The organism is Aeromonas sp. S18(2024), from assembly GCF_041402525.1.
In the GTDB taxonomy this organism is placed as follows: domain Bacteria; phylum Pseudomonadota; class Gammaproteobacteria; order Enterobacterales; family Aeromonadaceae; genus Aeromonas; species Aeromonas enteropelogenes.
The window spans coordinates 478,758-501,745 of sequence record NZ_JBGLQV010000003.1; the positions used below are offsets into that span (position 1 = coordinate 478,758).

25 protein-coding genes are annotated in these 22,988 nt (G+C 59.1%); 3 read left to right on the forward strand and 22 right to left on the reverse strand.

Annotation, left to right across the window (positions count from 1 at the left end; all coding sequences use genetic code 11):
* Positions 1-67 precede the first annotated feature (67 nt).
* The 15 genes from ispG to trmJ form a co-directional block, all read right to left on the reverse strand.
* Positions 68-1,183, reverse strand: coding sequence for a flavodoxin-dependent (E)-4-hydroxy-3-methylbut-2-enyl-diphosphate synthase (gene ispG, locus ACB034_RS08375; protein ID WP_042025965.1), 1,116 nt, complete (start codon positions 1,181-1,183; stop codon positions 68-70).
* Between the two features lie 10 nt (positions 1,184-1,193).
* Positions 1,194-2,147 (reverse strand): cytoskeleton protein RodZ, encoded by a 954-nt coding sequence (gene rodZ / locus ACB034_RS08380; RefSeq protein ID WP_223377261.1) that lies wholly within the window; start codon positions 2,145-2,147, stop codon positions 1,194-1,196.
* Positions 2,137-2,928, reverse strand: coding sequence for a PilW family type IVa pilus biogenesis/stability lipoprotein TapF (tapF, locus tag ACB034_RS08385; protein ID WP_156130408.1), 792 nt, complete (start codon positions 2,926-2,928; stop codon positions 2,137-2,139). The genes rodZ and tapF overlap by 11 nt, the downstream gene beginning before the upstream one ends.
* Before the next feature lie 11 nt (positions 2,929-2,939).
* Entirely contained in the window at positions 2,940-4,043 is a 1,104-nt protein-coding gene (locus ACB034_RS08390; RefSeq protein ID WP_042025961.1) for a bifunctional tRNA (adenosine(37)-C2)-methyltransferase TrmG/ribosomal RNA large subunit methyltransferase RlmN, read from the reverse strand.
* Positions 4,044-4,212: 169 nt separating this feature from the next.
* Positions 4,213-4,641 (reverse strand): nucleoside-diphosphate kinase, encoded by a 429-nt coding sequence (gene ndk, locus ACB034_RS08395; protein ID WP_026457648.1) that lies wholly within the window; start codon positions 4,639-4,641, stop codon positions 4,213-4,215.
* Positions 4,642-4,906: 265 nt separating this feature from the next.
* Positions 4,907-6,190 carry an aminopeptidase PepB gene (gene pepB, locus ACB034_RS08400; RefSeq protein WP_371172571.1) on the reverse strand — a complete coding sequence of 428 codons (1,284 nt, stop codon included), beginning with the start codon at positions 6,188-6,190 and terminating at the stop codon, positions 4,907-4,909.
* A complete protein-coding gene (gene pepB / locus ACB034_RS08405) occupies positions 6,187-7,491 on the reverse strand; it encodes an aminopeptidase PepB (RefSeq protein WP_371172572.1) in 1,305 nt (434 codons plus the stop codon). Before pepB (ACB034_RS08405) ends, pepB (ACB034_RS08400) begins: the two co-directional genes overlap by 4 nt.
* A gap of 161 nt (positions 7,492-7,652) precedes the next feature.
* Positions 7,653-7,991 (reverse strand): ISC system 2Fe-2S type ferredoxin, encoded by a 339-nt coding sequence (gene fdx / locus ACB034_RS08410; protein ID WP_005333808.1) that lies wholly within the window; start codon positions 7,989-7,991, stop codon positions 7,653-7,655.
* A 1-nt stretch (position 7,992) separates the two neighbouring features.
* Complete coding sequence (hscA, locus tag ACB034_RS08415; protein WP_371172573.1) at positions 7,993-9,840, reverse strand: Fe-S protein assembly chaperone HscA; 1,848 nt, start codon at positions 9,838-9,840, stop codon at positions 7,993-7,995.
* Positions 9,841-9,868: 28 nt separating this feature from the next.
* Complete coding sequence (hscB, locus tag ACB034_RS08420) at positions 9,869-10,387, reverse strand: co-chaperone HscB (protein ID WP_371172574.1); 519 nt, start codon at positions 10,385-10,387, stop codon at positions 9,869-9,871.
* 9 nt (positions 10,388-10,396) lie between these two features.
* The gene (iscA, locus tag ACB034_RS08425) at positions 10,397-10,720 is read right to left on the reverse strand and encodes an iron-sulfur cluster assembly protein IscA (protein ID WP_026457929.1); all 324 of its coding nucleotides are present in this window, start codon (positions 10,718-10,720) and stop codon (positions 10,397-10,399) included.
* Positions 10,721-10,735: 15 nt separating this feature from the next.
* Positions 10,736-11,119, reverse strand: coding sequence for a Fe-S cluster assembly scaffold IscU (gene iscU / locus ACB034_RS08430; RefSeq protein WP_005299770.1), 384 nt, complete (start codon positions 11,117-11,119; stop codon positions 10,736-10,738).
* 41 nt (positions 11,120-11,160) lie between these two features.
* On the reverse strand, positions 11,161-12,375 hold the full coding sequence (locus ACB034_RS08435; protein WP_371172575.1) for an IscS subfamily cysteine desulfurase: 1,215 nt from the start codon (positions 12,373-12,375) through the stop codon (positions 11,161-11,163).
* Between the two features lie 53 nt (positions 12,376-12,428).
* Entirely contained in the window at positions 12,429-12,932 is a 504-nt protein-coding gene (gene iscR, locus ACB034_RS08440; protein WP_371172576.1) for a Fe-S cluster assembly transcriptional regulator IscR, read from the reverse strand.
* 91 nt (positions 12,933-13,023) lie between these two features.
* Complete coding sequence (gene trmJ, locus ACB034_RS08445) at positions 13,024-13,752, reverse strand: tRNA (cytosine(32)/uridine(32)-2'-O)-methyltransferase TrmJ (protein ID WP_371172577.1); 729 nt, start codon at positions 13,750-13,752, stop codon at positions 13,024-13,026.
* Between the two features lie 186 nt (positions 13,753-13,938).
* Between trmJ and ACB034_RS08450 the strand changes: the two genes are divergently transcribed.
* Entirely contained in the window at positions 13,939-14,355 is a 417-nt protein-coding gene (locus ACB034_RS08450) for a hypothetical protein (protein WP_042071752.1), read from the forward strand.
* Here ACB034_RS08450 and ACB034_RS08455 read toward each other — a convergent pair.
* The gene (locus tag ACB034_RS08455) at positions 14,308-14,841 is read right to left on the reverse strand and encodes an SCP2 domain-containing protein (protein ID WP_042025951.1); all 534 of its coding nucleotides are present in this window, start codon (positions 14,839-14,841) and stop codon (positions 14,308-14,310) included. The two genes, ACB034_RS08450 and ACB034_RS08455, sit on opposite strands and share 48 nt — an antisense overlap.
* A gap of 189 nt (positions 14,842-15,030) precedes the next feature.
* Between ACB034_RS08455 and ACB034_RS08460 the strand changes: the two genes are divergently transcribed.
* Positions 15,031-16,026, forward strand: coding sequence for a peptidase U32 family protein (locus ACB034_RS08460; protein ID WP_042071754.1), 996 nt, complete (start codon positions 15,031-15,033; stop codon positions 16,024-16,026).
* Between the two features lie 60 nt (positions 16,027-16,086).
* A complete protein-coding gene (locus ACB034_RS08465) occupies positions 16,087-16,959 on the forward strand; it encodes a U32 family peptidase (protein ID WP_371172578.1) in 873 nt (290 codons plus the stop codon).
* Between the two features lie 64 nt (positions 16,960-17,023).
* Here ACB034_RS08465 and nlpI read toward each other — a convergent pair whose 3' ends face one another.
* The 6 genes from nlpI to tgt form a co-directional block, all read right to left on the reverse strand.
* Complete coding sequence (nlpI, locus tag ACB034_RS08470) at positions 17,024-17,968, reverse strand: lipoprotein NlpI (protein ID WP_311388828.1); 945 nt, start codon at positions 17,966-17,968, stop codon at positions 17,024-17,026.
* 93 nt (positions 17,969-18,061) lie between these two features.
* Positions 18,062-18,430 carry a rhodanese-like domain-containing protein gene (locus tag ACB034_RS08475; RefSeq protein WP_061475435.1) on the reverse strand — a complete coding sequence of 123 codons (369 nt, stop codon included), beginning with the start codon at positions 18,428-18,430 and terminating at the stop codon, positions 18,062-18,064.
* Positions 18,431-18,516: 86 nt separating this feature from the next.
* Positions 18,517-19,464 (reverse strand): protein translocase subunit SecF, encoded by a 948-nt coding sequence (gene secF / locus ACB034_RS08480; protein ID WP_371172579.1) that lies wholly within the window; start codon positions 19,462-19,464, stop codon positions 18,517-18,519.
* A 9-nt stretch (positions 19,465-19,473) separates the two neighbouring features.
* On the reverse strand, positions 19,474-21,327 hold the full coding sequence (gene secD, locus ACB034_RS08485) for a protein translocase subunit SecD (protein ID WP_371172580.1): 1,854 nt from the start codon (positions 21,325-21,327) through the stop codon (positions 19,474-19,476).
* An 18-nt stretch (positions 21,328-21,345) separates the two neighbouring features.
* Positions 21,346-21,681 (reverse strand): preprotein translocase subunit YajC, encoded by a 336-nt coding sequence (gene yajC / locus ACB034_RS08490; RefSeq protein WP_026456614.1) that lies wholly within the window; start codon positions 21,679-21,681, stop codon positions 21,346-21,348.
* Positions 21,682-21,736: 55 nt separating this feature from the next.
* On the reverse strand, positions 21,737-22,873 hold the full coding sequence (gene tgt, locus ACB034_RS08495) for a tRNA guanosine(34) transglycosylase Tgt (RefSeq protein WP_026456613.1): 1,137 nt from the start codon (positions 22,871-22,873) through the stop codon (positions 21,737-21,739).
* Positions 22,874-22,988 lie beyond the last annotated feature (115 nt).

Here is a 22,988-nt window from a genome sequence, read left to right on the forward strand (position 1 = left end):
GAATCCGGATGCGGGATGTAAAATCAGTCACCTGGACACGGGGCCACCGAATGTGGCCCCGTTTCGCTCAATCCTTGTCCAGCAGGATCTGGTTGGCGGGATCCAGCATGGCCGCCCGGGCGCGAATGCGACGCTCAAGGGTCGGGATCAGATCCTTGTTGTCGAGCCGATCGACCCGTTGGCCCCCCTCGTAGAAGGCGCTCTTGTTGGCCGCCCCGGCCAGCCCCAGATCGGAGACCAGCGCCTCCCCCGGACCATTCACCACGCAGCCGATGATGGAGACATCCATCGGAGTGATGATGTCCTCGAGACGCTGCTCGAGCTCGTTGACCGTGCCGATGACGTCGAACTCCTGGCGGGAGCAGGAGGGACAGGCGATAAAGTTGATGCCACGGGAGCGGATACGCAGGGATTTCAGGATATCGAAGCCCACCTTGATCTCTTCCACCGGATCGGCGGCAAGCGAGATGCGCAGGGTATCGCCAATGCCCTCGCTCAGCAGCATGCCAAGGCCGATGGCGGATTTGACCGCACCGGCACGGAAACCGCCCGCCTCAGTGATGCCAAGGTGCAGCGGCTGCTCGATCTGCTTGGCCAGCAGACGATAGGCGCCGACCGCGAGGAACACATCGGAGGCCTTGACGCTCACCTTGAAATTCTGGAAGTCGAGACGGGTCAGATAATCCACGTGACGCATGGCGGATTCCACCAGCGCCTCCGGGGTCGGTTCGCCGTACTTCTCCTGGATATCCTTCTCCAGCGACCCGCCATTGACCCCGATGCGGATCGGGATGTTGAGGTCGCGGGCGCAGTCGACCACGGCGCGCACCCGCTGCTCGTTACCGATGTTGCCCGGGTTGATACGCAGGCAGTCGGCACCGTACTCGGCCACTTTCAAGGCGATGCGGTAGTCGAAGTGGATATCGGCAACGATGGGAATGCGGGTCTGCTGCTTGATGAGTTTGAAGGCTTCCGCCGCCTCCATGGTGGGCACGGAGACCCGGACGATGTCGGCACCGACCCGTTCGATCCGCTGGATCTGCTCGACGGTGGCGGCCACGTCCGTGGTTTTGGTGTTGGTCATGGTCTGCACCGTGATGGGGGCATCGCCCCCAACCGGCACATTGCCGACCATGATCTGCCGGGATTGACGACGAATAATGGGAGATTCGTGAGCGGACATGACTGAGAGATTACTCCTGCGGCAGTGAGAAGCGGGCAGTACGGCCGTTGTTGTAACGACTCATATCAAACGACTGGCCCTTGTATTCGAGCTTGACGGCCATGGGCGCGCCAATGATCAATTTCAGCGGCTCGGCACCTTCCAGCACCAGTTCGTCGTTTGCCTTCTTCAGACCGCTATACAGGGTCTTGCCATTGGCATCCTTGACATCCAGCCAGCAATCGGCGGTAAAACTCATCTTGAGCTGGGGCGCGCTGGCCGGCTCGCTCGCAGCGCTCTCGTCGGTCGCGGCCACATCAGATGTGCTGCTCTCAGCCTGGGTGCTGACGGCGGCGCTGGGATTTTCCTCAGGCAGGACCGCCGCCTCCGGCGCCAGGGTGCCAGTCGCATCGGAGACGGCAGCGGGCGCTGCAGCGTCGATGGCAGGCTCAGTTGCATCGGTCACCGGCGCCAGGCTCTCGGTTCCCGGCACAGAGTCCGTGGCTGCGACGGAGGTTGAGGCGCTCATCTCGGTAGCAGCGAGGGCTTCGTCACCTGCGGAGCGACGGGCCGTACTCTGCCACCACCAGGCGACGGAGAGGCCGATCAGCACCAGGATCACCAGCCAGGTCACCACCTTGAGCCGACTGTCGTTGGCTTGCTGGCGGGAACGGCGGGAGAAGCTCTGCATGTCGATGTTGTCGGGGGGCGTCAGACCCAGCTTGTCGTAAGCCGCCAATATGGTCTCTTCGGGGATCCCGACCAGCTTGGCATAGGTACGCAGATAGCCACGGATAAAGGTATGGGACGTGTGCTTGTCGTAAGTATCCGATTCAATGGCGGCAATCAGGGTCAGACGAAGATGAATGCGAGACGCAACCTGCTCTCGTGTCCATCCGAGCTGTTCACGGGCGTTGCGCAGCAGCTGGCCTGGGCCCACTGCCTGGGAATCGTCTTGGAAATCGTGTTGCTGTTCAGTAGTCATTGGCTAAGTAACGCTTGGCTTGTTGCGAAGTGGGATATTGCCTTACCAGCTCAGTCCCGAATTGGTGAAGTAATGCCGGTTTGTCCATGGCCTGCGCCAGCCGCAATCTCAACCAGAGACTCGCTTCGTTTTCGTCCGATACATCGGCAAAACGGGCGAGGTAGGACTGCACGTCAGGTAGCTTGCCATCTTTCATGGAAAGTTCGGCCAAGTCCAGCAATAACCTTGGATCGCGGGGATTATACCCCAAGGCCAGACGATAGTACTCGCCGGCTTTATCATTTCTGCGATTTTGCAGGGCACAAAGCGCCGCATTCTCGTACGTATCGGCTATTTTCACGTACCCGGGCTGGGTGACCGCCTGGTTGAACGCCTTGTCCGCCTCATCATAGCGCCCCCGGTTGCACAGGAAGGCGCCATAGTTGTTCATTGCGTCAGCATTGGACGGATCCATGGCCAGGGCATTCTTGTAACTGGTTTCGGCCGCCTTGAAATCTCCCACCTTCTGGTAGAAGTAGGCAAAGCCGATCTGAACCTGGGGATTGGAGGGGTCGTACTGGAGGGCGCGGTCAAGGTTGAACTTGGCCTGTTCGGCATTGCCTTGCCGCAGATATTGAATACCCAAATCCAGGCGAGTCTGGGCAGCCGCCTTGAGGTCGGGGCCCACTTCACGCTGGGTCGAATTCTGGCCAGCGTAAGTGGTCTCGGTCACACAGCCTGGCAGCGCACAGAGCGCTGCCACTACGATCAATGTACGTGTATCCATTCCCTGTCTATACAATGGCTTAGCAATTAAACCATTTTGACGGAAATCCCATCCTGTTGCATCCGATTTTTGATGGTGCGCTTGGTGCGGTCGATCACATCCCCCACCAGCTGACCACAGGCGGCATCGATGTCATCACCCCGGGTCTTGCGGACGATCACGGTGAAACCGTACTCCATCAGCACCTTGGAGAAGCGATCGATACGGCTGTTGCTTGGCTTGCCGTAGGGGTTGCCAGGGAAGGGGTTGAACGGGATCAGGTTGATCTTGCTCGGGGTGTCTTTCAGCACCTTGGCCAGCTCGTGGGCGTGCTGCATGTCGTCATTGATATGATCGAGCAACACATACTCCACGGTCACCCGACCGCCGTTGGCATTGGATTTGGCCAGATAACGGCGCACCCCGGCGAGGAAGTCTTCGATGTTGTACTTGTCGTTGATCGGCATGATCTCGGAACGCAGCTTGTCATTGGGCGCATGCAGGGAGATGGCCAGGGCCACGTCGATCTGATCACCCAGCATGTCCAGCGCCGGCACCACACCGGAAGTGGAGATGGTCACCCGGCGCTTGGAGATGCCAAAGCCGTAGTCGTCCATCATCAGACGCATGGCGGGCACCACGTTGGCCAGGTTCAGCAGCGGCTCGCCCATCCCCATCATTACCACATTGGTGATGGGGCGTTTGCCACCGACAACCCGGGCGGCACGCCACACCTGGCCGATGATCTCGGAGACTTTCAGGTTGCGGTTGAAGCCTTGCTGGGCGGTGGAGCAGAACTTGCATTCCAGCGCACAACCGACCTGGGAGGAGACACACAGGGTGGCGCGATCGTCTTCGGGAATGTAGACGGTCTCCACTTCCTGATCCCCTACCTGCAGCGCCCACTTGATGGTGCCATCAGAGGAGCGTTGCTCACGGCTGATCTCGGGGGCCTTGATCTCGGCGATGGCCTTGAGGCGCTCCTTGAGCACCTTGTTGACGTTGGTCATCTGATCGAAATCATCACAACCAAAGTGATAGATCCACTTCATGACCTGATCTGCCCGGAATGGCTTCTCGCCCAGTTCGACGAAAAAAGCGCGCATGGCATCCCGATCAAGATCCAGCAGGTTGATTTTTGTTTCGCTCATCAATGGCCTCGGTTCAAACACTTCATCAATTATTGGCTGACGATGTCAGGGGGCGGCATTGTACAAATTATGGGTCTGGCTTTCTACCTGGAGAATAGAGGGATATTGCGCCGGAGGCGAAAACAACAAAGGGAGCCGAGGCTCCCTTTGTCATATCACCCGGACCTTGTCAGCCGCGCGGGCAGATCTCGTCATCGGAAAAGAAGTAGGCAATTTCACGGGCGGCAGAGGCCGGGGCATCGGAGCCGTGAACGGCGTTGCGATCGATGCTTTCGGCATAGCAGGCACGCAGGGTACCGGCCAGGGCCTCTTTCGGGTTGGTCGCGCCCATGATTTCACGGTGACGGCGGATGGCATCTTCGCCTTCCAGCACCTGCACCATGACAGGACCCGAGGTCATGAAGCTGACCAGGCCGTCATAGAAGGGCTTGCCCTGGTGCTCGGCATAAAAACCGGCGGCCTGTTCGCTGCTCATATGCAGCATCTTGGCGGCAACCACTTTCAGGCCTGCGCTCTCGAAGCGGTTGTAGATGGCACCGATCAAGTTCTTGCTGACAGCATCCGGCTTGACGATAGAGAAAGTACGTTCGATGGCCATTGAGATCTTTCCTTAACTACAGAGGTTTATTGTTAGAATCCATGTTCGCTGGCGATTATACGTAAACAAAAACCCAAAAAACACACAGTTTGGCAACTTTTTATTAAAAATAGCATTCTTGCAGTCAACATCAGGGCCATATTGGCCGAGCCAGGCCAGAAAATATGTGCGCTTGTGCACGATAATCCTATGAAGCGCTTAAAAAGCCATCTTTTGCTCATTATTCCAGCACCATGAAAAAGGGCGCCCAAGGCGCCCTTTTCGTTTAGCCAGCCTCTGCCAGCAAGGTGTGCGCTATGGTGCGCATCCCCAGAGTATTGGCCCCCGGCGCCCAGAGGGCGTCGCCGTTGTCGCTGAAGCAGGCGGCCAGATCGATATGGAGCCAGCCAGTCCCCTCGTTGGCCACGAAGCGGGAGAGGAAACCCGCCGCGTTGGAGGCGCCACCCGGCCCGCCCCCCTTGACCGGACGACTGTTGGCCGTATCGGCGTAATGAGACGGACACTGCTGGCGATGCCAGGGCTCGAGCGGCAGCGGCCAGGCCGGTTCCTGTTCAGCCTCTGCATAGGCCATGGCCCGGCTCACCAGCGGCTTGTCCAGGCCAAACAGGGCGTTATAACGCCCACCCAGCGCCATCACGGCGGCGCCGGTCAGGGTGGCCGCATCGATGATGAGCGGGGCTCCAGACTCGCTCGCGAGCTGCAGGCCATCGGCCAGCACCAGCCGCCCTTCGGCATCGGTATTGACGATTTCCACCGTGGTGCCGTTCTTGTAGGTGAGGATATCCCCCAGCTTGTAGGCATGCCCCGACACCAGGTTTTCGGCGCAGCAGAGGATCAGCTTCACCCGCTTGTCGAGTCCACGCAGCATGGCCAGCGCCAGGGCACCGGTGACGATGGCCGCCCCGCCCATGTCGCACTTCATGGTGAGCATCCCCTCGGAGCTCTTCATGGAGTAGCCACCGGAGTCGAAGGTGATCCCCTTGCCCACTAGGGCCGCCGCCACCGGCGCTTTGGGATCCCGACCCGGGTTGAAGTCGAGTTCGAGCAACACGGGTTCGCGCTCGCTGCCACGACCCACCTGATAAAGGCCAACCCAGCCCGCCTGCTGCAAGGCGGCCCCCTTGAGGATCCGGTGGCTCACCTTGTCCGGCGCCAGCTCGGTGATGAAGGCTGCAGCCTCCACCGCCAGTTCCAGTGGCCCCAGCTGCTCGGGGGTAGCATTGGTCATCTCGCGCACCCAGCGACCACACAGCCAGCGCGCCTCCAGTTCCTCTCTGTCCTCTTCCGACGACATGGCCCACTGCAGTTGCACCTCGGCCTTGGGGGTCTGCAAACCCTGGGCAAAGGCCCACTGCTGTTCGCGTTCCCAGTGACCGGCCAGAGCCACTTTCTGGATCCCCTGCTGGCAGAGGCGGCGCGCCGCCTGCTGGATATCAAGCAGAGGGCTCGTGCTCACCAGGTGGATCACCATGCCATCGGCACGGTGGGAGAGCAGTGCCCCCTCCCCCCATTCGGCCGGGGCAAAGTCACGGCATAACCAGACGTTCATACACTCACCTCCTGCAACCAGCGGGCGATGGTGCGCAGACCATGCCCCTTGGCACCGGTTGCCCAGAGATCGTTGCCCGCTTTTTGATAGGAGGCGGCCAGATCCAGGTGCACCCAACCCTTGCCTTCGTCACGCACGAAACGCGACAAAAACGCCGCCGCCGTGGTGGCGCCGGCCGTTCCTTCGGCCGAGGCGACATTGCCCAGATCGGCAAACGCCGAGGTGAGCTGGCCTGCATGCCAGGACTCCAGCGGCAACGGCCAGGCCTTCTCGTTTTCAGCTTTGGCGGCGGCCAGCGCACGCAGCTGCTCGGCCTCGTCCAGGGCAAACACGGCGTTGTAATCACGGCCCAGCGCCATCTTGGCGGCGCCGGTCAGGGTAGCGGCATCGAGAATGTGAGCGGCGCCGCTCTCGCTGGCGGCCAGCAACCCGTCGGCCAGCACCAGGCGGCCTTCCGCATCTGTGTTCTGGATCTCGACCGAGACACCGTTGCGGTAAGTGAGGATGTCACCGAGCTTGAAGGCGTGGCCGGAAACCAGGTTCTCGGCGCAGCAGAGGATGAGTTTGACCCGCTTGTCGAGCCCCCGGCTGATGGCCAGTGCCAGCGCCCCTGTGACCATGGCGGCGCCGCCCATGTCGGATTTCATCGGCAACATGTTGTCGGAGGACTTCATGGAGTAGCCGCCGGAGTCAAAGGTGATCCCCTTGCCCACCAGGGCCGCTGCCACTGGTGCATCGTCACGACCGGTCGGGTTATAGTCGAGCTCGAGCAACACGGGTTCCCGCTCGCTGCCACGGCCCACCGACCAGATCCCGATATGACCCGACTCTTTCAATGCCTCGCCAGCAGTGAGACGCGCGGTTACCTTGTCCCCAGCCAGGCCGCGAATGAGCAGCAGCGCCGACTCCGCCAGGCTCATGGGATAGATCTCCTCCGGGCAGCCATTGGTGACGTCACGCACCCAGCGGGTCGCCTTCTGCAGGGCCTCCAGATCACGAGCCTCTTCTGATGGTTGCTCACCAAAGTCGAGCTCACGCTCCCCCTTGGCGGCGTAGAAACCCTGGGCAAACGCGTAACGACGTTCCAGATCCCAGCCACCGCCGGCCAGTGTGATGCGCTTGATCCCGGTCGATTCAAGGCGGCGTGCGGCACGTTGAATGGCACGCAGCACCTCGTTTTCCTGGCACACAGGATCGAGATGGATCAACGCACCATCACCGTTGAAACTGAGCAGGGCACCCTCGCCCCAGTGAGCGGCCGCAGCCTGGGTGGACAACCCTACCTTCATCATGTCAGCCATCTTTTCTTGCTTCCTTCTTCACTGGCACTGTTTTTATTGGCGCTTGTCATGGCCAAAGGGAAATCACGAATACAAAAAAGGCCGTGCCCTCACGGGTCACGACCTTCACCATATCACTGATGCACCACAGGTTGCTGCATGTGCAATTCACTCATGTCCGATTAATGACGTTCAGAGGCGAGGTTCAGGGTGTACTTGGGCAGCTCTACCACCAGATCCTCGTCCGCCAGCTTGGCCTGGCAACTGAGACGGGATTCCGGCTCCAGTCCCCACGCCTTGTCCAGCATGTCGTCTTCCAGCTCGTCACTCGGCTCGAGGGAGTCAAAACCTTCCCGCACCACGCAGTGGCAAGTGGTGCAGGCACAGGATTTCTCGCAGGCGTGCTCGATCTCGATGCCGTTGCGCAGCGCCACGTCCAGGATGGTCTCGCCGCTTTGCCCCTCGAGGGCAGCGCCATCCGGACAGAGCACGGGGTGAGGAAGAATGATCAGTTTTGGCATATTACACCTTGTTGACGTTTTGTCCGGTCAGCACCTTGCGGATGGAGGCATCCATCCGGCGGGCTGCAAATTCGCCACTGGCAGCGTCTGCCGCCTCAATGGCCTCTTTGATTTGATTGGTGGTACCCGACTGGCGCATGGCCAGCAGATGGGCAATGGCCCCGTCGATATCGGCACGCTCGTCCGCGTTCAGCAACGCCTCACCATCGGCAACCAGGGCAGCATTGAGGCTCTCGACAACGCGATCTGCCTCAACCTGCTGCTCGGCCAGCATGCGGGCTTCCATGTCCTGCTGGGCATTCTCGATGGAGGCGCTCAGCATGGAGAGAATGTCCTCTTCCGCCAGCCCGTAGGAGGGCTTGACCTGGATCTCGGCCTGCACACCGGAGGATTTCTCCATGGCGCTGACCGAGAGCAGGCCATCCGCATCCACCTGGAAGGTGACGCGAATGTGGGCGGCCCCCGCCGCCATCGGCGGAATACCGGTCAGGGTGAAACGGGCCAGGGAGCGGCAATCGGCAACCAGCTCGCGCTCCCCTTGCACCACGTGAATTGCCATCGCGGTCTGGCCATCCTTGAAGGTGGTGAACTCCTGGGCGCGTGCCACCGGAATGGTGGTATTGCGCGGGATCACCTTCTCGGCAAGGCCGCCCATGGTCTCAAGACCGAGAGATAGCGGGATGACGTCCAGCAGCAGCATCTCGGCATCCGGCTTGTTGCCCACCAGAATATCGGCCTGGATGGCGGCACCGATGGCCACCACCTTGTCAGGATCGATGCTGGTCAGCGGGGTACGCTCGAAGAACTCGCCCACCAGTTCGCGCACCAGCGGAACCCGGGTGGAGCCCCCCACCATCACCACCTCCAGCACTTCCACCTGCTCAAGCCCCGCATCGCGCAACGCGCGGCGGCAGGCCAGCAGGGTCCGTTTGACCAGCGGGGTGATGAGCGCGTCAAACTGGCTGCGCGTCACCTCCCCCTGCCAGCCGGCAAAGGAGCAAGGCACGGCATCAGCATCGGTCAGACCGTGCTTGACGGCAGCGGCCACATCCAGCAGCTCCCGCTGCAAACGGGCATCCAGCTCGCCGGACAAACCGGCCTGCCCCTTGATCCAGTCAGCAAGCAGGTGGTCGAAGTCATCGCCGCCGAGGGCAGAGTCACCACCGGTGGCCATCACTTCAAACACGCCGCGGTGCAAGCGCAGGATGGAGATATCGAAAGTACCGCCCCCGAGATCGTACACGGCGATCACCCCTTCCTGACCGGAGTCAAGGCCATAGGCAATGGCTGCCGCAGTCGGCTCGTTGAGCAGGCGCAACACGTGCAGACCGGCCAGTCTGGCCGCATCCTTGGTACCCTGGCGCTGGGCATCGTCGAAATAGGCGGGCACAGTGATCACCACCCCATCCAGATCGCCGCCCAGGGTTTGGGCGCCGCGCTCGGCCAGTTTTTTCAGGATCTCGGCCGACACCTGCACCGGATTGACCAACCCCTGACGGGTCTGCAACTGGGGCATGCCGTTGTCGGCAGCCACAAATTCATAAGGCTGCTGGCGGGTGTCGATGTCAGCCAGCGCCTTACCCATCATCCGCTTGACCGAGACGATGGTGTTGTGGGGATCGAGGGCCGCTTCGCGCTTGGCGTCGAAGCCAACCCGGATCCCGTCGGCCTGATAGTGCACAACGGACGGGAGCAGATCGCGACCTTGCTCGTCACTGAGGGTATCGGCGTGGCCGCTGCGCACGGCGGCGACCAGCGAGTTCGTGGTTCCAAGGTCGATGCCGACGGCACGCTTGTGCTGATGAGGAACGGCGCTCTGGCCGGGCTCGGCGATTTGCAGTAATGCCATGGGTAATCAAACTTCCAGCGTTAAGGGATCAAGACTCGAGCAGCGAGTCTTCGAATCGTTCCAGCTCTTCAAGGAGCTTGTCGACAAACTTGAGTTTGCGAACGCAATCTGCGGCCCCGAGATCCTCGCCATCGGCGAGCATGCGGGTCAGCTGCTGCATCAGCAGCTGGTGATCATGCCTGATCTCGTGGCTAAAATCCTTGATGGCGCGCTCAGGGTCGGCCTCGCCTTTCAGATCGGCCAGGCGCTCGCGCCACTCCAGCTGTTGCATCAGGAAGGCAGTGTCTTGCAGGGTTTGCTGTTCGCCGCGAATATCGGTGCCACGCAGGGAGAGCAGATATTCTGCACGGCGTAGAGGCGTCTTGAGGGTCGTGAAGGCATCGTTGATCTGGGCGGCACGCTGCACCGCAGCCAGCTGCTCCCGCTCGGGAGCAGTGGCAAAACGATCGGGGTGAAACTGGGTTTGCAGCTGACGATAGGTGTCTGCCAGCTGGCGGGTATCGAGCTCGAAGCCTTCAACCAGCCCAAACAGCTCGAAATGGTTCATGCCAACCTCTTAGACACTGAAGCTTTCGCCACAACCACACTCGCCCTTGACGTTGGGGTTGTTGAACTTGAAGCCTTCGTTGAGGCCTTCCTTGACGAAATCCAGCTCGGTGCCATCCAGATGGATCAAGCTCTTGGCATCGACAATAATCTTGACGCCATGCTGCTCGAATACCTGATCTTCATCAGCTAGTTCATCAACAAACTCGAGCACGTAGGCAAGGCCGGAGCAGCCGGTGGTCTTGACGCCGAGGCGCAGGCCAATGCCCTTGCCCCGGTTTGCCAAGAAAGAAGAAACCCGTGCCGCTGCGGCATCTGTCATGGTAATAGCCATACTGCTCTCCGGCGCTTAAAGACCTTTCTTCTGCTTGTAATCGGCGATGGCCGCCTTGATGGCGTCCTCAGCCAAGATGGAGCAGTGGATCTTCACCGGCGGCAGGGCCAGCTCTTCCGCGATGTCGGTATTCTTGATGCCGGCCGCTTCGTCCAGAGTCTTGCCCTTAACCCATTCGGTCACCAGGGAGCTGGAGGCGATAGCGGAGCCACAACCGTAGGTCTTGAACTTGGCATCTTCGATGATGCCATCGTCGCTGATCTTCAGCTGCAGTTTCATCACGTCACCACAGGCCGGCGCACCGACCATGCCGGTGGCGATGCTGGGGTCGTTCTTGTCGAAGCCACCTACGTTGCGGGGATTTTCGTAGTGGTCGATTACTTTTTCACTGTAAGCCATATCTCACTCCTGCTAATTCTGTTGTTCACCGATCATCGAGATCAGTGATGAGCCCATTCGACCGTGTTCAGATCGACGCCGTCCTTGTACATCTCCCACAGGGGAGACATCTCGCGCAGGCGACCGATGGAGTCACGAATAAGCTTGACCGCGTAGTCGATCTCTTCTTCTGTGGTGAAGCGACCAATGCTGAAGCGGATGGAGCTGTGAGCCAGCTCGTCGTTCAGACCCAGGGCACGCAGCACATAGGAGGGCTCCAGGCTGGCGGAAGTACAGGCAGAACCGGAAGAGACCGCCAGATCTTTCAGCGCCATGATGAGGGATTCCCCTTCCACATAGGCAAAGCTGACGTTAAGGTTGCCGGAAACACGCTGCTCCAGATCACCATTCGGGTAGACGGCTTCGATGTCCTTGAGGCCATCCCACAGGCGCTGACGCAGAGCCATCACACGCTGACCTTCGCTGGCCATCTCTTCCTTGGCGATACGGAAGGCTTCGCCCATGCCGACAATCTGGTGAGTTGCCAGGGTGCCGGAACGCATGCCACGCTCGTGACCACCACCGTGCATCTGGGCTTCGATACGCACACGCGGCTTGCGGCGCACGTACAGAGCACCGATCCCTTTCGGGCCATAGATCTTGTGAGCGGAGAGAGAGAGCAGATCGATCTTCATCGCTTCGACGTCGATCTCGACCTTGCCCACGCTCTGGGCGGCATCTACATGCAGCAGGATCTTGCGGGAGCGGCACAGCTCACCCAGCCCCTTGATGTCCTGGATGACGCCAATCTCGTTGTTCACGTGCATCATGCTGACCAGAATGGTGTCGTCGCGCATGGCATTTTCGATCATCTCGAGGGTGAACAGGCCGTTCGGCATCGGCTCGAGGTAGGTGACCTCGAACCCTTCGCGCTCCAGCTGGCGGCAGGTGTCCAGCACCGCCTTGTGTTCGGTCTTGGAGGTGATGATGTGCTTGCCCTTGCTGGCATAGAAGTGGGCGACGCCCTTGATGGCCAGGTTGTCAGACTCGGTCGCACCGGAAGTGAAGACGATTTCGCGCGGGTCGGCGCCGATCAGCTCTGCCACTTGATTACGGGCCAGATCCACAGCCTCTTCGGCCTGCCAGCCAAAACGGTGAGAACGGGAAGCCGGATTGCCAAACAGGCCATCCATGGTCAGACACTGCATCATTTTTTCTGCGACACGCGGGTCCACCGGACAGGTTGCCGAATAATCAAGGTAAATAGGCAATTTCATGTTTTTCTCCGTCACAGTTCGGGTCATACATCGCCCCGCTGTGGAAAGCACGTTTATAGTTGGACTTTCAAGCTCACATCGCCGCGTTCCGCCCGTTCAACCAGGGACAACGCAGTTTTCATCTGTTCATCTTGCTTGCCGGCAATCCGGCGCACATCGGCCTGGCAAACCAGTTCAGCCAGGGTGATATCCCCAAGGAAACTGGAGATCCGCTCGCTCAAGTCCCGCCACAGGGAGTGAGTCAGGCACTGGGTACCACCGTGGCAGCCACCCTTGCCCAGGCATTTGGTCGCGTCGACCGACTCGTCAACTGCGGTGATCACCTGGCCAACCGAGATCTCGTCTGGCGACAGACCGAGGCGATAACCGCCCCCCGGGCCACGCACGCTGCTCACCAGGCCATGCTTGCGCAGGCGGGCAAACAGTTGCTCGAGATAGGACAAGGAGATGCCCTGGCGCTCGGAAATATCGGCAAGGGGAACGGGCCCCTGCTCAGCATGCAGCGCCACGTCGAGCATGGCGGTTACAGCGTAACGTCCTTTTGAAGTCAGTCTCATGTGCCTTACCGTCTTGCGAAGCAATTAATGGGCACATGGTCACATACCCGACCAAATCAGTCAAGTATATGGTTGAGTAAATTAGTCAGGATTAATCGATGACGCCCGATTTCTGAACCGAGGTCAAAATTCCCCGCAGGATATTGAGTTCCACCGCTTCCGGTCGGGCCCGATTGAAAAGACGACGCAACTTGCTCATCACGTGCCCCGGGTGATCTTCGGTGATAAAGCCGGTCTTGAGCAGGGTCTGCTCCAGATGCTGGTAGAAACCTTCGAGCTGGGCCGCACTCGGGTAATCTTGCACACCGTCAGTTTCAGCGACTTGTTCCTGCGACTGCAGCCAGTGCATACGCACCTCATAGCAGAGGGTCTGCACCGCCATGGCCAGGTTGAGGGAGCTGTACTCTGGGTTGGCCGGGATCGCCACATGGTAGTGACACTTTTGCAACTCATCGTTGGTCAAGCCGGTGCGTTCACGGCCAAATACCAGCGCCACCGGATGCCTAACCCCTTCCGCCACGGTTTTTTCACCCGCCTCGCGAGGGTCCAGCATGGGCCAACTCAGGGTGCGAGAACGGGCACTGGTACCGATGACCAGACCACAATCGGCGATGGCTTCATCCAGGGTAGAGACGACTCGGGCATTGGCGAGTATATCGCTGGCACCGGCAGCCAATGCATTGGCATTGCCATCCGGCAAGGTTTGCGGATCAACCAGCACCATCTGGGTCAACCCCATGGTCTTCATGGCGCGTGCCGCAGAGCCCATGTTGCCGGTATGAGAGGTGTTTACCAAAACAATACGAATCTGATCCAACATGCCCAGTCAATCTTCGGTGAAAAATGGCGCGCAATTATAACATAAGAGAGCGCTATTTTGGCACCGTTAAAGGAACGCCATTTCAGCACTAACGCGACAGTTTGTATAACAAACCAGCATGAGGCAAACGTGAGAGATGACTAAACTTGAAGGATAAGCGATTAACAGCGCAGGAGTGCCACAGCCATGCTGCCCCCGTATATCTATGAGAGACTGCCCAGCCTCTATTTGCTGATGGCCATTGCCATGATCACTTTGAGCGAGCAGCCTCTGCTGTGGTTTGCAGGTTGCCTGCTGTTTATCGTCGGGGCGATCACCTGGATGATGCGCTCCAGCTATCGCCGTACCGATCTCATCATCTTTCCAGACAAACGCTGGTTGCAACCGGAGTGGCTCTACGAGGCACAACCCTTTATCTGGCTGGCCTTGGGGCTGCTGATATCGCAGCAACCCGCCCCCTTTGCCCCGCTTGCATTACTCCCCTGTCTGTGGGCATGCCGTTGTCTTTGGGCCCGGCACCGCTACCGTCATCACGTCTGCGGGGCGACAGCCCACTTAAGACGGGATCCCGCCCGGCGTCGCCTGCATCGCAGTCTGAACTGACCCGTTGCGGGCTCGCTCGATAAAGGTCGCCAAGTCCATCAAAGGATACTTCATCAGGCTCGGCAGACCATCGAGATCCAGACTATCCATCAGGTTTTTCACTTCCAGACCCAATTCCGTATCACCTTCAATTTTCAGCTTGCGCTGAAAGAAGAGCGAATCCGGGTCTTCCTTGCGTCCGGCGATCAGGATGAGGTCATTGGTAGTGCCGCTGAAGCAGACATCCACTTTTTCGCAGTCGCGCGCCACAACCAGTTGACCCTTCTGCTCACTGATGAACCAGCACAGCTCGAGATCGGATACTTCCACCTTAAGCCACTTGCCAGCCAGAAATTCGAAGTCGCCATCCTCAATGGCCTCCTTGAATACCCGAGCCAACAGGCTCTCCATTACCTGCTTTTGCAGATTGAAGGGCACCAGTTTGAGGGGATGACGCAAGAAACGGGGGGCCTGCTCTACCAGACCAAGATGCAATTTTTGAAACACGATGGACTCCCTTTTTTGCGCATTCAACCATATGCCTCCCAATCAGATCCTGTGGGAAATCAAACTTCTGCCGAGTTACCTCTAGAAGGGTAAAGCCACCGAAAACTGCCTCAGGTCAAAAAGCAGCGCCTAGCCGATGAATACAATCAGGGCCTATTTGCCCTTCATATGCACCCTCGGAGCGTACTAATGGAATTACTCTGTCCGGCAGGCAGCTTGCCGGCACTGAAAACAGCCGTAGATAACGGGGCTGATGCCGTTTATATCGGCTTCAAGGACGACACCAATGCCCGCCACTTTGCCGGTCTGAACTTCACCGATAGCAAACTTGAGAAGGCGGTTGATTATGTGCACCAGCATGGTCGGAAACTGCATATCGCCATCAATACCTTCGCCCACCCGGGGGCCGATGCTAGGTGGAAGCAGGCGGTGGATCGCGGCGTGGCGCTTGGCGCCGATGCCCTGATCATCGCCGATCTGGCTGTGCTTGATTATGCCAGCCGTCGCTACCCGGAGATGGAACTGCATGTCTCGGTACAGGCCAGCGCCACCAATGCCGCTGCCATCCGCTTCTATCAGCAACAGTTCAATGCCAAACGGGTCGTTCTGCCCCGGGTGCTCTCCATGCATCAGGTCAAGCAACTGGCCCGCGAGACCGATGTCGGCCTCGAAGTCTTTGCCTTCGGCAGTCTCTGCATCATGGCCGAAGGGCGTTGCTACCTCTCTTCCTACATGACGGGCGAGAGTCCCAACACGGTCGGCGCCTGCTCACCGGCCAAGTTTGTGCGTTGGGAAGAAACACCAAACGGCCTCGAATCGCGCCTCAACGAGGTGTTGATCGACCGCTACGGCCCGGGTGAAAACGCCGGCTATCCGACCCTGTGCAAGGGGCGCTTCGAGGTGGACGGCCAGACTTACCACGCCCTGGAGGAGCCGACCAGCCTCAACACCCTCGGCCTCTTGCCCGAGCTCTTCAAGACCGGGATCCAGTCGGTCAAGATTGAGGGACGCCAGCGCAGCCCTGCCTATGTAGAGCAGGTGACCCGGGTCTGGCGCGCCGCCATTGATGCCTACCAGGCCAATCCAGATGCCTACCAGGTCAAGAGCGAATGGGATACCCAGCTCGCCCGCGTCTCCGAGGGAAGCCAGACCACGCTCGGTGCCTATCACCGCCAGTGGCAATAAGGAGTCCCCTATGTCCTTCTCTTTCCTGCTTTTCTCTTGCGGCAACAAGGAGCTCAACTAATGCAATTCTCTTTAGGGCCCCTGCTCTTTTACTGGCCCAAGGCCGACACCGAAGCTTTTTATCAGGCTGCGGCCAGGAGCGACGCCGATATCATCTATCTGGGAGAAACCGTCTGCAGCAAGCGTCGCGAACTCAAGGTGGATGACTGGATCGCGCTTGCCCATCAGGTGGCTGATTCTGGCAAGCAGGTGGTGCTCTCTACCCTGGCGCTCATTTCGGCCCCTTCCGAGCTCAAAGAGGTCAAGCGGCTGGTCGACAATGGCGGCCTGATGGTCGAGGCCAACGATCTCGGCACTGTCCAGCTTGCCCGGGAAGCGGGTCTGCCGTTTGTATGCGGTCCGGCCATCAACGCCTACAACGCAGATGTGCTCGGCATGCTGCTCAAACAGGGGATGAAACGCTGGGTGATGCCGGTGGAGCTGTCGCGCGACTGGCTGGTGCAACTCAACCAGGATCTGGGCGCCATGCGCCAGCAGTTTGAGGTAGAGGTGTTTGCCTACGGCCATCTGCCACTGGCCTACTCGGCTCGCTGCTTCACCGCCCGCTCCCTCGACAAACCCAAGGACAACTGCGAGCTCGCCTGCATTCACTACCCTACCGGTCGTCTGGCCAACAGTCGCGAGGGGCAGCGGGTGTTCAACCTCAACGGGATCCAGACCCAGTCCGGCTACTGCTACAACTTGGGCAACGATCTGGCGAGCATGGCGGAGCTGGTGGATGTGGTCAGGCTCTCTCCCCAGGGCATGGATACCCTGGACATGCTGGCCCGCTTCAAGGCCAACCAGCAGGGAGAGGCCCCCCTGCCCCTGCAGCAGGACCGTGACTGCAACGGGTACTGGCGCCAGATCCCCGGCATGAGTCTGGTGGTATAACGCCGGCTCTCGCCCAGCAAAAAGGCCTCATTGCGAGGCCTTTTTTACAGCTGATGACACCAGCTCAGGATGGTTGATCGCTTTTGCTGCGAGCACTCTGGGCTCCCGGCGGCAAGGGTTTGCGCGCCATCAGCTCCAGCTCGAGCAGGGCGTAGCGGTGTTCGATGAAGTCATAAACGTTGTTGGAGAGCGCCAGCTTGAAGTAGCTGATGGCCTCCTTGCGGTTGCCCTTGCCCAGTTCGAATTTGCCCAGATAGAAGTAGGTCTCGCACAGGCGCTCGGCGAGTTCGCGATTGTCCTTCACCCCTTTGACCACGTTGGCCATCAGTTTGCTGGCATTGATCTCGCCGGTATAGAGGCGAACCAGATCCCAGTTCCAGGCATCGTCGTCATATTTGTTCAGGCGCTCGCGCATCCGGCTCATGGCGGCGGCGGGATCGAGCTTCTGCTCGGCCAGATAGAGCCAGATCACCCGATAGGGATCTTCCGGCTGCGCCTCATAGAAGCGCTTCATGTCGGCGGCGGAGAGATCGGGGCGGTTGCCGTAATAGAGCGCGATGCCGCGGTTGAGGTAGGCATAATCATAATCGGGAGCCAGTTCGAGGGCGGAATCAAATGCCTCGTAGGCTTCGTCATAGTTCTGCTGCTGCACCAAATAGACACCGATGAAGTTGTAGGCTTCGGCAAAATCCGGTTTCTCCCGCAGGGCACGGTTGAAATCCAGTCGCGCGAGGGAGCGCAGCCCCACCCGATCGAAAACGACGGCACGCTCATAGAAGAGTTCTGCTCGCTGCTCTGTGGTAAGCTCCATTTCACTCAGCATCTGCCCGAGGCGCGCCAGTGCCAGCTCGCTCTGGTAGGAGACCTGCAGAGGGGTCGCCAAAACCAGTGACGCGGGCTGCGGCTTGGGCTCTTTCGGGGTGTTGATCTGACTGCTACTGCTGCAACCCCACATAGGAAGCAACAACAGGATACCAAGGAGGCATCCAATCCCTTTCCTGACGTTCAATGAACACTCCGACGCTGACGCTTCTTGACCTCGCATATGGTAAAGGGCAACAACCACTTTGTCATGTGGCTGAGCCCCTCTCCATCAAATAAATCAGGATTCGACAGGGTATCCGGCATCCTTCCATCCCCGAAAACCGCCATCGACACTGACAACCCGACTGTACCCCATCTGGCGCAAATTATCGGCCGCCAGGATCGAGCGAAATCCGCCCCCGCAATAGAGGTAGAGTTCGGTCGCCGGATCCGGGTAACGAGTCTCGATATCTCGCTCTATCACCCCTCGCCCCAGATAGACGGCCCCCGGCAAATGGCCGTTGGCCCATTCGCTCTCCTCGCGCACATCGACCAGGATGAAGGTACGTCCCTCCTCCTGCCAACGCCGGATCTGGTGAACGTCTGTCTCCTCTACCCGGGCGCGTATCCCTTCAACCAGCGCCAGAAAACGGGGATTGTGTTGCATGGCAAACTCCTCTGACTTGAATCATCTGCGTCAGCATACGACAGGCAGACAAAAGAAAAGAGCGCCAGCGGCGCTCTTTTTCACGGTTACGGCAGGATCTCCTGTTGATCCGCTCCCTCTTTCTCTACCTGGGTTGGCAGCATGTGCTCGCGCTTGACGCCGAGGAACATGGCAAACGCACTCGCCACATAGATGGAAGAGTAGGTACCGAACGCCACACCGATCACCATGGCCACGGCAAAACCGTGGATCAGCGCGCCGCCCTTGAGCAACAGCGCCAGCACCACCACGAAGGTGAGGCCGGAGGTGATGATGGTACGGCTCAGGGTCTCGGTCATGGAGAGATCCAGGATGTACTCGGTATCCCCCTTGCGCACCTTGCGAAAGTTCTCCCGCAGGCGGTCGAACACGACGATGGTATCGTTCAGGGAGTAACCCACGAGCGTCATCAGGGCTGCCAGCACGGTCAGGTCAAACTCGTACTGGAAGTAGGCAAAGACGCCGAGGGTGATCACCACGTCGTGCACCAGGGAGAGAATGCCCCCCATGGCCAGACGCCATTCGAAACGTACCGCCACATAGGCAAGGATACAGAGGATGGAGGCCAGCATCGCCAGCGCACCATCCGTCGCCAACTCGTCACCCACCGAAGGGCCGACAAACTCGACGCGCTTGAGCACGGCATCCTTGTCGATCAGCTTGGCGGCAGCCAACACCTCGTTACCCTGCTGCTCGACCTTGACCCCCTCTTGCGGGGTCAGGCGGAACAGCACGTCACGGCTGGAGCCGAAGTGTTGCAGGGTTGCCCCTTCAATCTTCTGCTCGGCCAGAACGTCGTGGATCTTCTCCAGGCTCATCGACTGCTGGAACCCCACCTCTATGGTGGTACCACCGGTGAAGTCCAGACCCCAGTTCAACCCACGATCAAACAGGAAGAACAGGGAGATCACCATCAGCAGGGAAGAGAACACCACACCCGGTTTGGCGAAACGCATAAAGGGGATGGGTTTTTCAAAATGTAGGATCTGAAACATGTCTCTTCCTCAGATGGGCAGCTTGTCGATACGCCGTCCACCCCATACCAGGTTGATAATGGCGCGAGATACCGTGATGGCAGTAAACATGGAGGCAGTCAGACCGATGCCCAGCGTCAGGGCAAAGCCCTTGATGGGGCCAGTGCCGATACCGAACAGGATCACACAGGTGATGAGCGAGGTGACGTTGGAGTCGGCAATGGTCGAGAAAGCACGATCAAAGCCCAGGTGGATAGCCTGTTGAACCCCGCGCCCGTTGCGCAGCTCTTCCCGGATACGTTCGTAGATCAGCACGTTGGCATCCACCGCCATACCGAGCGTCAACACGATACCGGCGATGCCTGGCAGGGTCATGGTGGCCCCCGGGATCATCGACATGATGCCGACGATCAGCACCAGGTTCATGCACAGCGCCAGGTTGGCAACCCAACCGAAGGCTCGGTAGTAGATCCCCATGAACAGCACGATAACCAGCATGGCCCAGCCGATGGCTTCCATACCGCTGTCGATGTTCTGTTGACCCAGGCTCGGACCAATGGTGCGCTCTTCGACGATCTGGATGGGCGCGATCAGGGCACCGGCACGCAACAGCAGCGCCAGGTTATGGGCTTCGTTGGCGTTGTCGATCCCTGTGATGCGGAACTGGCTGCCAAGGCGCGACTGGATGGTGGCAACGTTGATCACCTCCTCCTGCTTGCGGAACTTGCGCTTGCCATCCGGACCGGGCTGACCCACCGGCTTGTACTCGATGAAGACGGTCGCCATGCCTTTACCTACGTTGTCCTTGGTAAAGTTGGCCATCTTGTTGCCACCCTGGCCATCAAGCTTGATGTTGACCTGGGGACGACTGTACTCATCGAAACCGGACTGGGCACCCACGATGTGATCACCGGTCAGGATGACCCGCTTGTGCAATACCACCGGGCGACCATTGCGATCGGTATACACCTTGGAGCTCGGCGGGACACGACCGGCGGCGGCAGCCTGGATATCAGCTGTCTCGTCGACCATGTGGAATTCCAGGGTCGCAGTCGCCCCCAAGATCTCCTTGGCACGGGCAGTGTCCTGGATACCAGGCAGCTCCACCACGATGCGCTCGGCACCCTGCTGTTGCACCAGCGGCTCGGCCACACCCAGCTCGTTCACCCGGTTGCGGATGATGGTGATGTTCTGCTCAAGCGCGTACTTCTTCACCTCCTTGATCTTGGCTTCACTCAAGCCAGCCAGCAGGATGTACTCATCCCCTTTCTGCTGTGTGGTGAAGGTCAAATCAGGGTTCTGGCGACGCAGGTGGGAAACGGCACGCTCCTGATCCGCTTCATCGCGGAACACCACTTGTACCTGATCACCGACCCGGCGCACGCCGGAGTAGCGGATCTTCTGGGTACGCAGTTCGGTGCGAAAATCCTGCACCATCTGCTCTTGCTGCTTGGCCAGCGCCTCGGCCATGTCCACTTCCATCAGGAAGTGCACACCACCGCGCAAATCAAGACCGAGTTTCAGTGGCGCCGCGCCGATAGCTTCGAGCCAGGCGGGAGTGGAAGGGGCCAGGTTGAGCGCGGTAATGAAGTCATCGCCCAATTTATTGGCGACGATATCACGCGCCTTGAGCTGATCTTCGGTGTTCTTGAAACGTACCAGGATCAGCCCGTGCTCGAACGCCGCATGTTTGACCGGGATCTTGGCCGCCTCGAGCGTCTCTTTCACCAGGTCAAGAGTTTCCAGCTTGACTTCGGCACCACGGCTGGCAGAAACCTGCAAGGCCGGGTCTTCGCCGTAAAGATTGGGGGCTGCATATAGAAAACCGATGGCGATCACCACGATCACCATCAGGTATTTCCACAGCGGATAGCGATTTAACACGCTGTGCTCCTCGGGAGATTAAAGGGACTGGATAGAGCCCTTGGGCAGAACGGCAGAAACGAAGTCCTTCTTGATGGTGACTTGAGTCTGGTCGTTCAGGGCGATCACCAGGTAATCGCTGTCAGCTGCCACTTTGGCAATCTTGCCAACCAGGCCACCGGAAGTCAGCACTTCATCACCCTTGGAGAGAGAGCTCATCAGGTTGCGATGATCCTTGGCGCGCTTGGCCTGGGGACGATAGATCATGAAGTAGAAGATGAGACCAAATACGGCCAGCATGATGATCATTTCCATACCACCACCCTGTGCTGCCGGAGCTGCGCCTTCTGCATATGCCTTGGAGATAATGCTCATTTAACAACCTCTTATTGATGTAGATTCACAAAGATAACGAGCTGATACGCTGTTGTTATTTCACGTCATTTTCAGCGAGCGGAGGCACAGGCTTCCCTTGCCGACGGTAAAACTCAGTTACAAAGTCGTCTAATTTACCCTGCTCGATCGCGTCCCGCAAACCCTGCATGACACGCTGGTAATAACGCAGGTTATGGATGGTATTCAGACGGGCGCCGAGGATCTCGTTGCACTTGTCCAGATGGTGCAGATAGCTGCGGCTGTAGTTTTTGCAGGTGTAGCAATCGCAATCGGCATCCAGGGTGCTGGTGTCGTCACGGTGCTTGGCGTTGCGGATCTTGACCACCCCATCGGTAGTGAACAGATGGCCGTTGCGGGCATTGCGGGTCGGCATCACGCAGTCAAACATGTCGATACCGCGGCGCACCCCTTCCACCAAATCTTCCGGCTTGCCCACCCCCATCAGGTAGCGCGGCTTGTCAGCCGGGATTTTCGGGCAGACGTGCTCGAGGATGCGGTGCATGTCCTCTTTGGGTTCACCCACTGCCAGACCGCCGACCGCATAACCGTCGAAGCCGATCTCCAGCAGGCCATCCAGCGACACATCCCGCAGCGGCTCGTAGACGGAACCCTGGATGATGCCGAACAGGGCGTTCTTGTTGCCGAGGGCATCGAACTTGTCACGGGAACGTTTGGCCCAGCGCAGGGACATCTCCATGGACTTGCGCGCCTCTTCATAGGTGGCCGGATACGGGGTGCACTCGTCGAAGATCATCACGATGTCGGAGCCCAGATCGTACTGGATTTCCATGGATTTCTCGGGGTCGAGGAAGATCTTCTCGCCATTGATGGGGTGACGGAAATGCACGCCCGCCTCGGTGATCTTGCGAATATCCCCCAGGCTGAATACCTGAAAACCACCGGAGTCGGTCAGGATCGGTCCCTGCCAGTTCATGAAGTCGTGCAGATCGCCGTGAGCGCGCATCACTTCCTGACCCGGACGCAGCCAGAGGTGGAAGGTATTGCCAAGCAGGATCTGGGCACCGGTCTCGGCTACCTCTTCCGGGGTCATCCCCTTGACGGTGCCATAGGTACCGACCGGCATGAAGGCCGGAGTCTGTACGGTACCGCGTTCGAATACCAGCTGACCGCGACGGGCACGGCCGTCAGTGGTTTTCAATTCAAATTTCATTGCTACCTCGGTTTCAGTCAGAGAAACAGTCTGACAATGGAAGGCCCTCATGGGCCCGATTTTTGGGGCCGCCCACGATTCTCACATCAAACTCGTGAACGGCGCCTGAAGGACG

Coding starts and splice junctions, on each gene's coding strand:
- ispG (WP_042025965.1), bottom strand. CDS start 1,183: ATGTCCGCTCACGAATCTCCCATTATTCGTCGTCAATCCCGGCAGATC.
- rodZ (WP_223377261.1), bottom strand. CDS start 2,147: ATGACTACTGAACAGCAACACGATTTCCAAGACGATTCCCAGGCAGTG.
- ACB034_RS08390 (WP_042025961.1), bottom strand. CDS start 4,043: ATGAGCGAAACAAAAATCAACCTGCTGGATCTTGATCGGGATGCCATG.
- ndk (WP_026457648.1), bottom strand. CDS start 4,641: ATGGCCATCGAACGTACTTTCTCTATCGTCAAGCCGGATGCTGTCAGC.
- pepB (WP_371172571.1), bottom strand. CDS start 6,190: ATGAACGTCTGGTTATGCCGTGACTTTGCCCCGGCCGAATGGGGGGAG.
- pepB (WP_371172572.1), bottom strand. CDS start 7,491: ATGGCTGACATGATGAAGGTAGGGTTGTCCACCCAGGCTGCGGCCGCT.
- fdx (WP_005333808.1), bottom strand. CDS start 7,991: ATGCCAAAACTGATCATTCTTCCTCACCCCGTGCTCTGTCCGGATGGC.
- hscA (WP_371172573.1), bottom strand. CDS start 9,840: ATGGCATTACTGCAAATCGCCGAGCCCGGCCAGAGCGCCGTTCCTCAT.
- hscB (WP_371172574.1), bottom strand. CDS start 10,387: ATGAACCATTTCGAGCTGTTTGGGCTGGTTGAAGGCTTCGAGCTCGAT.
- iscA (WP_026457929.1), bottom strand. CDS start 10,720: ATGGCTATTACCATGACAGATGCCGCAGCGGCACGGGTTTCTTCTTTC.
- iscU (WP_005299770.1), bottom strand. CDS start 11,119: ATGGCTTACAGTGAAAAAGTAATCGACCACTACGAAAATCCCCGCAAC.
- ACB034_RS08435 (WP_371172575.1), bottom strand. CDS start 12,375: ATGAAATTGCCTATTTACCTTGATTATTCGGCAACCTGTCCGGTGGAC.
- iscR (WP_371172576.1), bottom strand. CDS start 12,932: ATGAGACTGACTTCAAAAGGACGTTACGCTGTAACCGCCATGCTCGAC.
- trmJ (WP_371172577.1), bottom strand. CDS start 13,752: ATGTTGGATCAGATTCGTATTGTTTTGGTAAACACCTCTCATACCGGC.
- ACB034_RS08450 (WP_042071752.1), top strand. CDS start 13,939: ATGCTGCCCCCGTATATCTATGAGAGACTGCCCAGCCTCTATTTGCTG.
- ACB034_RS08460 (WP_042071754.1), top strand. CDS start 15,031: ATGGAATTACTCTGTCCGGCAGGCAGCTTGCCGGCACTGAAAACAGCC.
- ACB034_RS08465 (WP_371172578.1), top strand. CDS start 16,087: ATGCAATTCTCTTTAGGGCCCCTGCTCTTTTACTGGCCCAAGGCCGAC.
- ACB034_RS08475 (WP_061475435.1), bottom strand. CDS start 18,430: ATGCAACACAATCCCCGTTTTCTGGCGCTGGTTGAAGGGATACGCGCC.
- secF (WP_371172579.1), bottom strand. CDS start 19,464: ATGTTTCAGATCCTACATTTTGAAAAACCCATCCCCTTTATGCGTTTC.
- yajC (WP_026456614.1), bottom strand. CDS start 21,681: ATGAGCATTATCTCCAAGGCATATGCAGAAGGCGCAGCTCCGGCAGCA.
- tgt (WP_026456613.1), bottom strand. CDS start 22,873: ATGAAATTTGAATTGAAAACCACTGACGGCCGTGCCCGTCGCGGTCAG.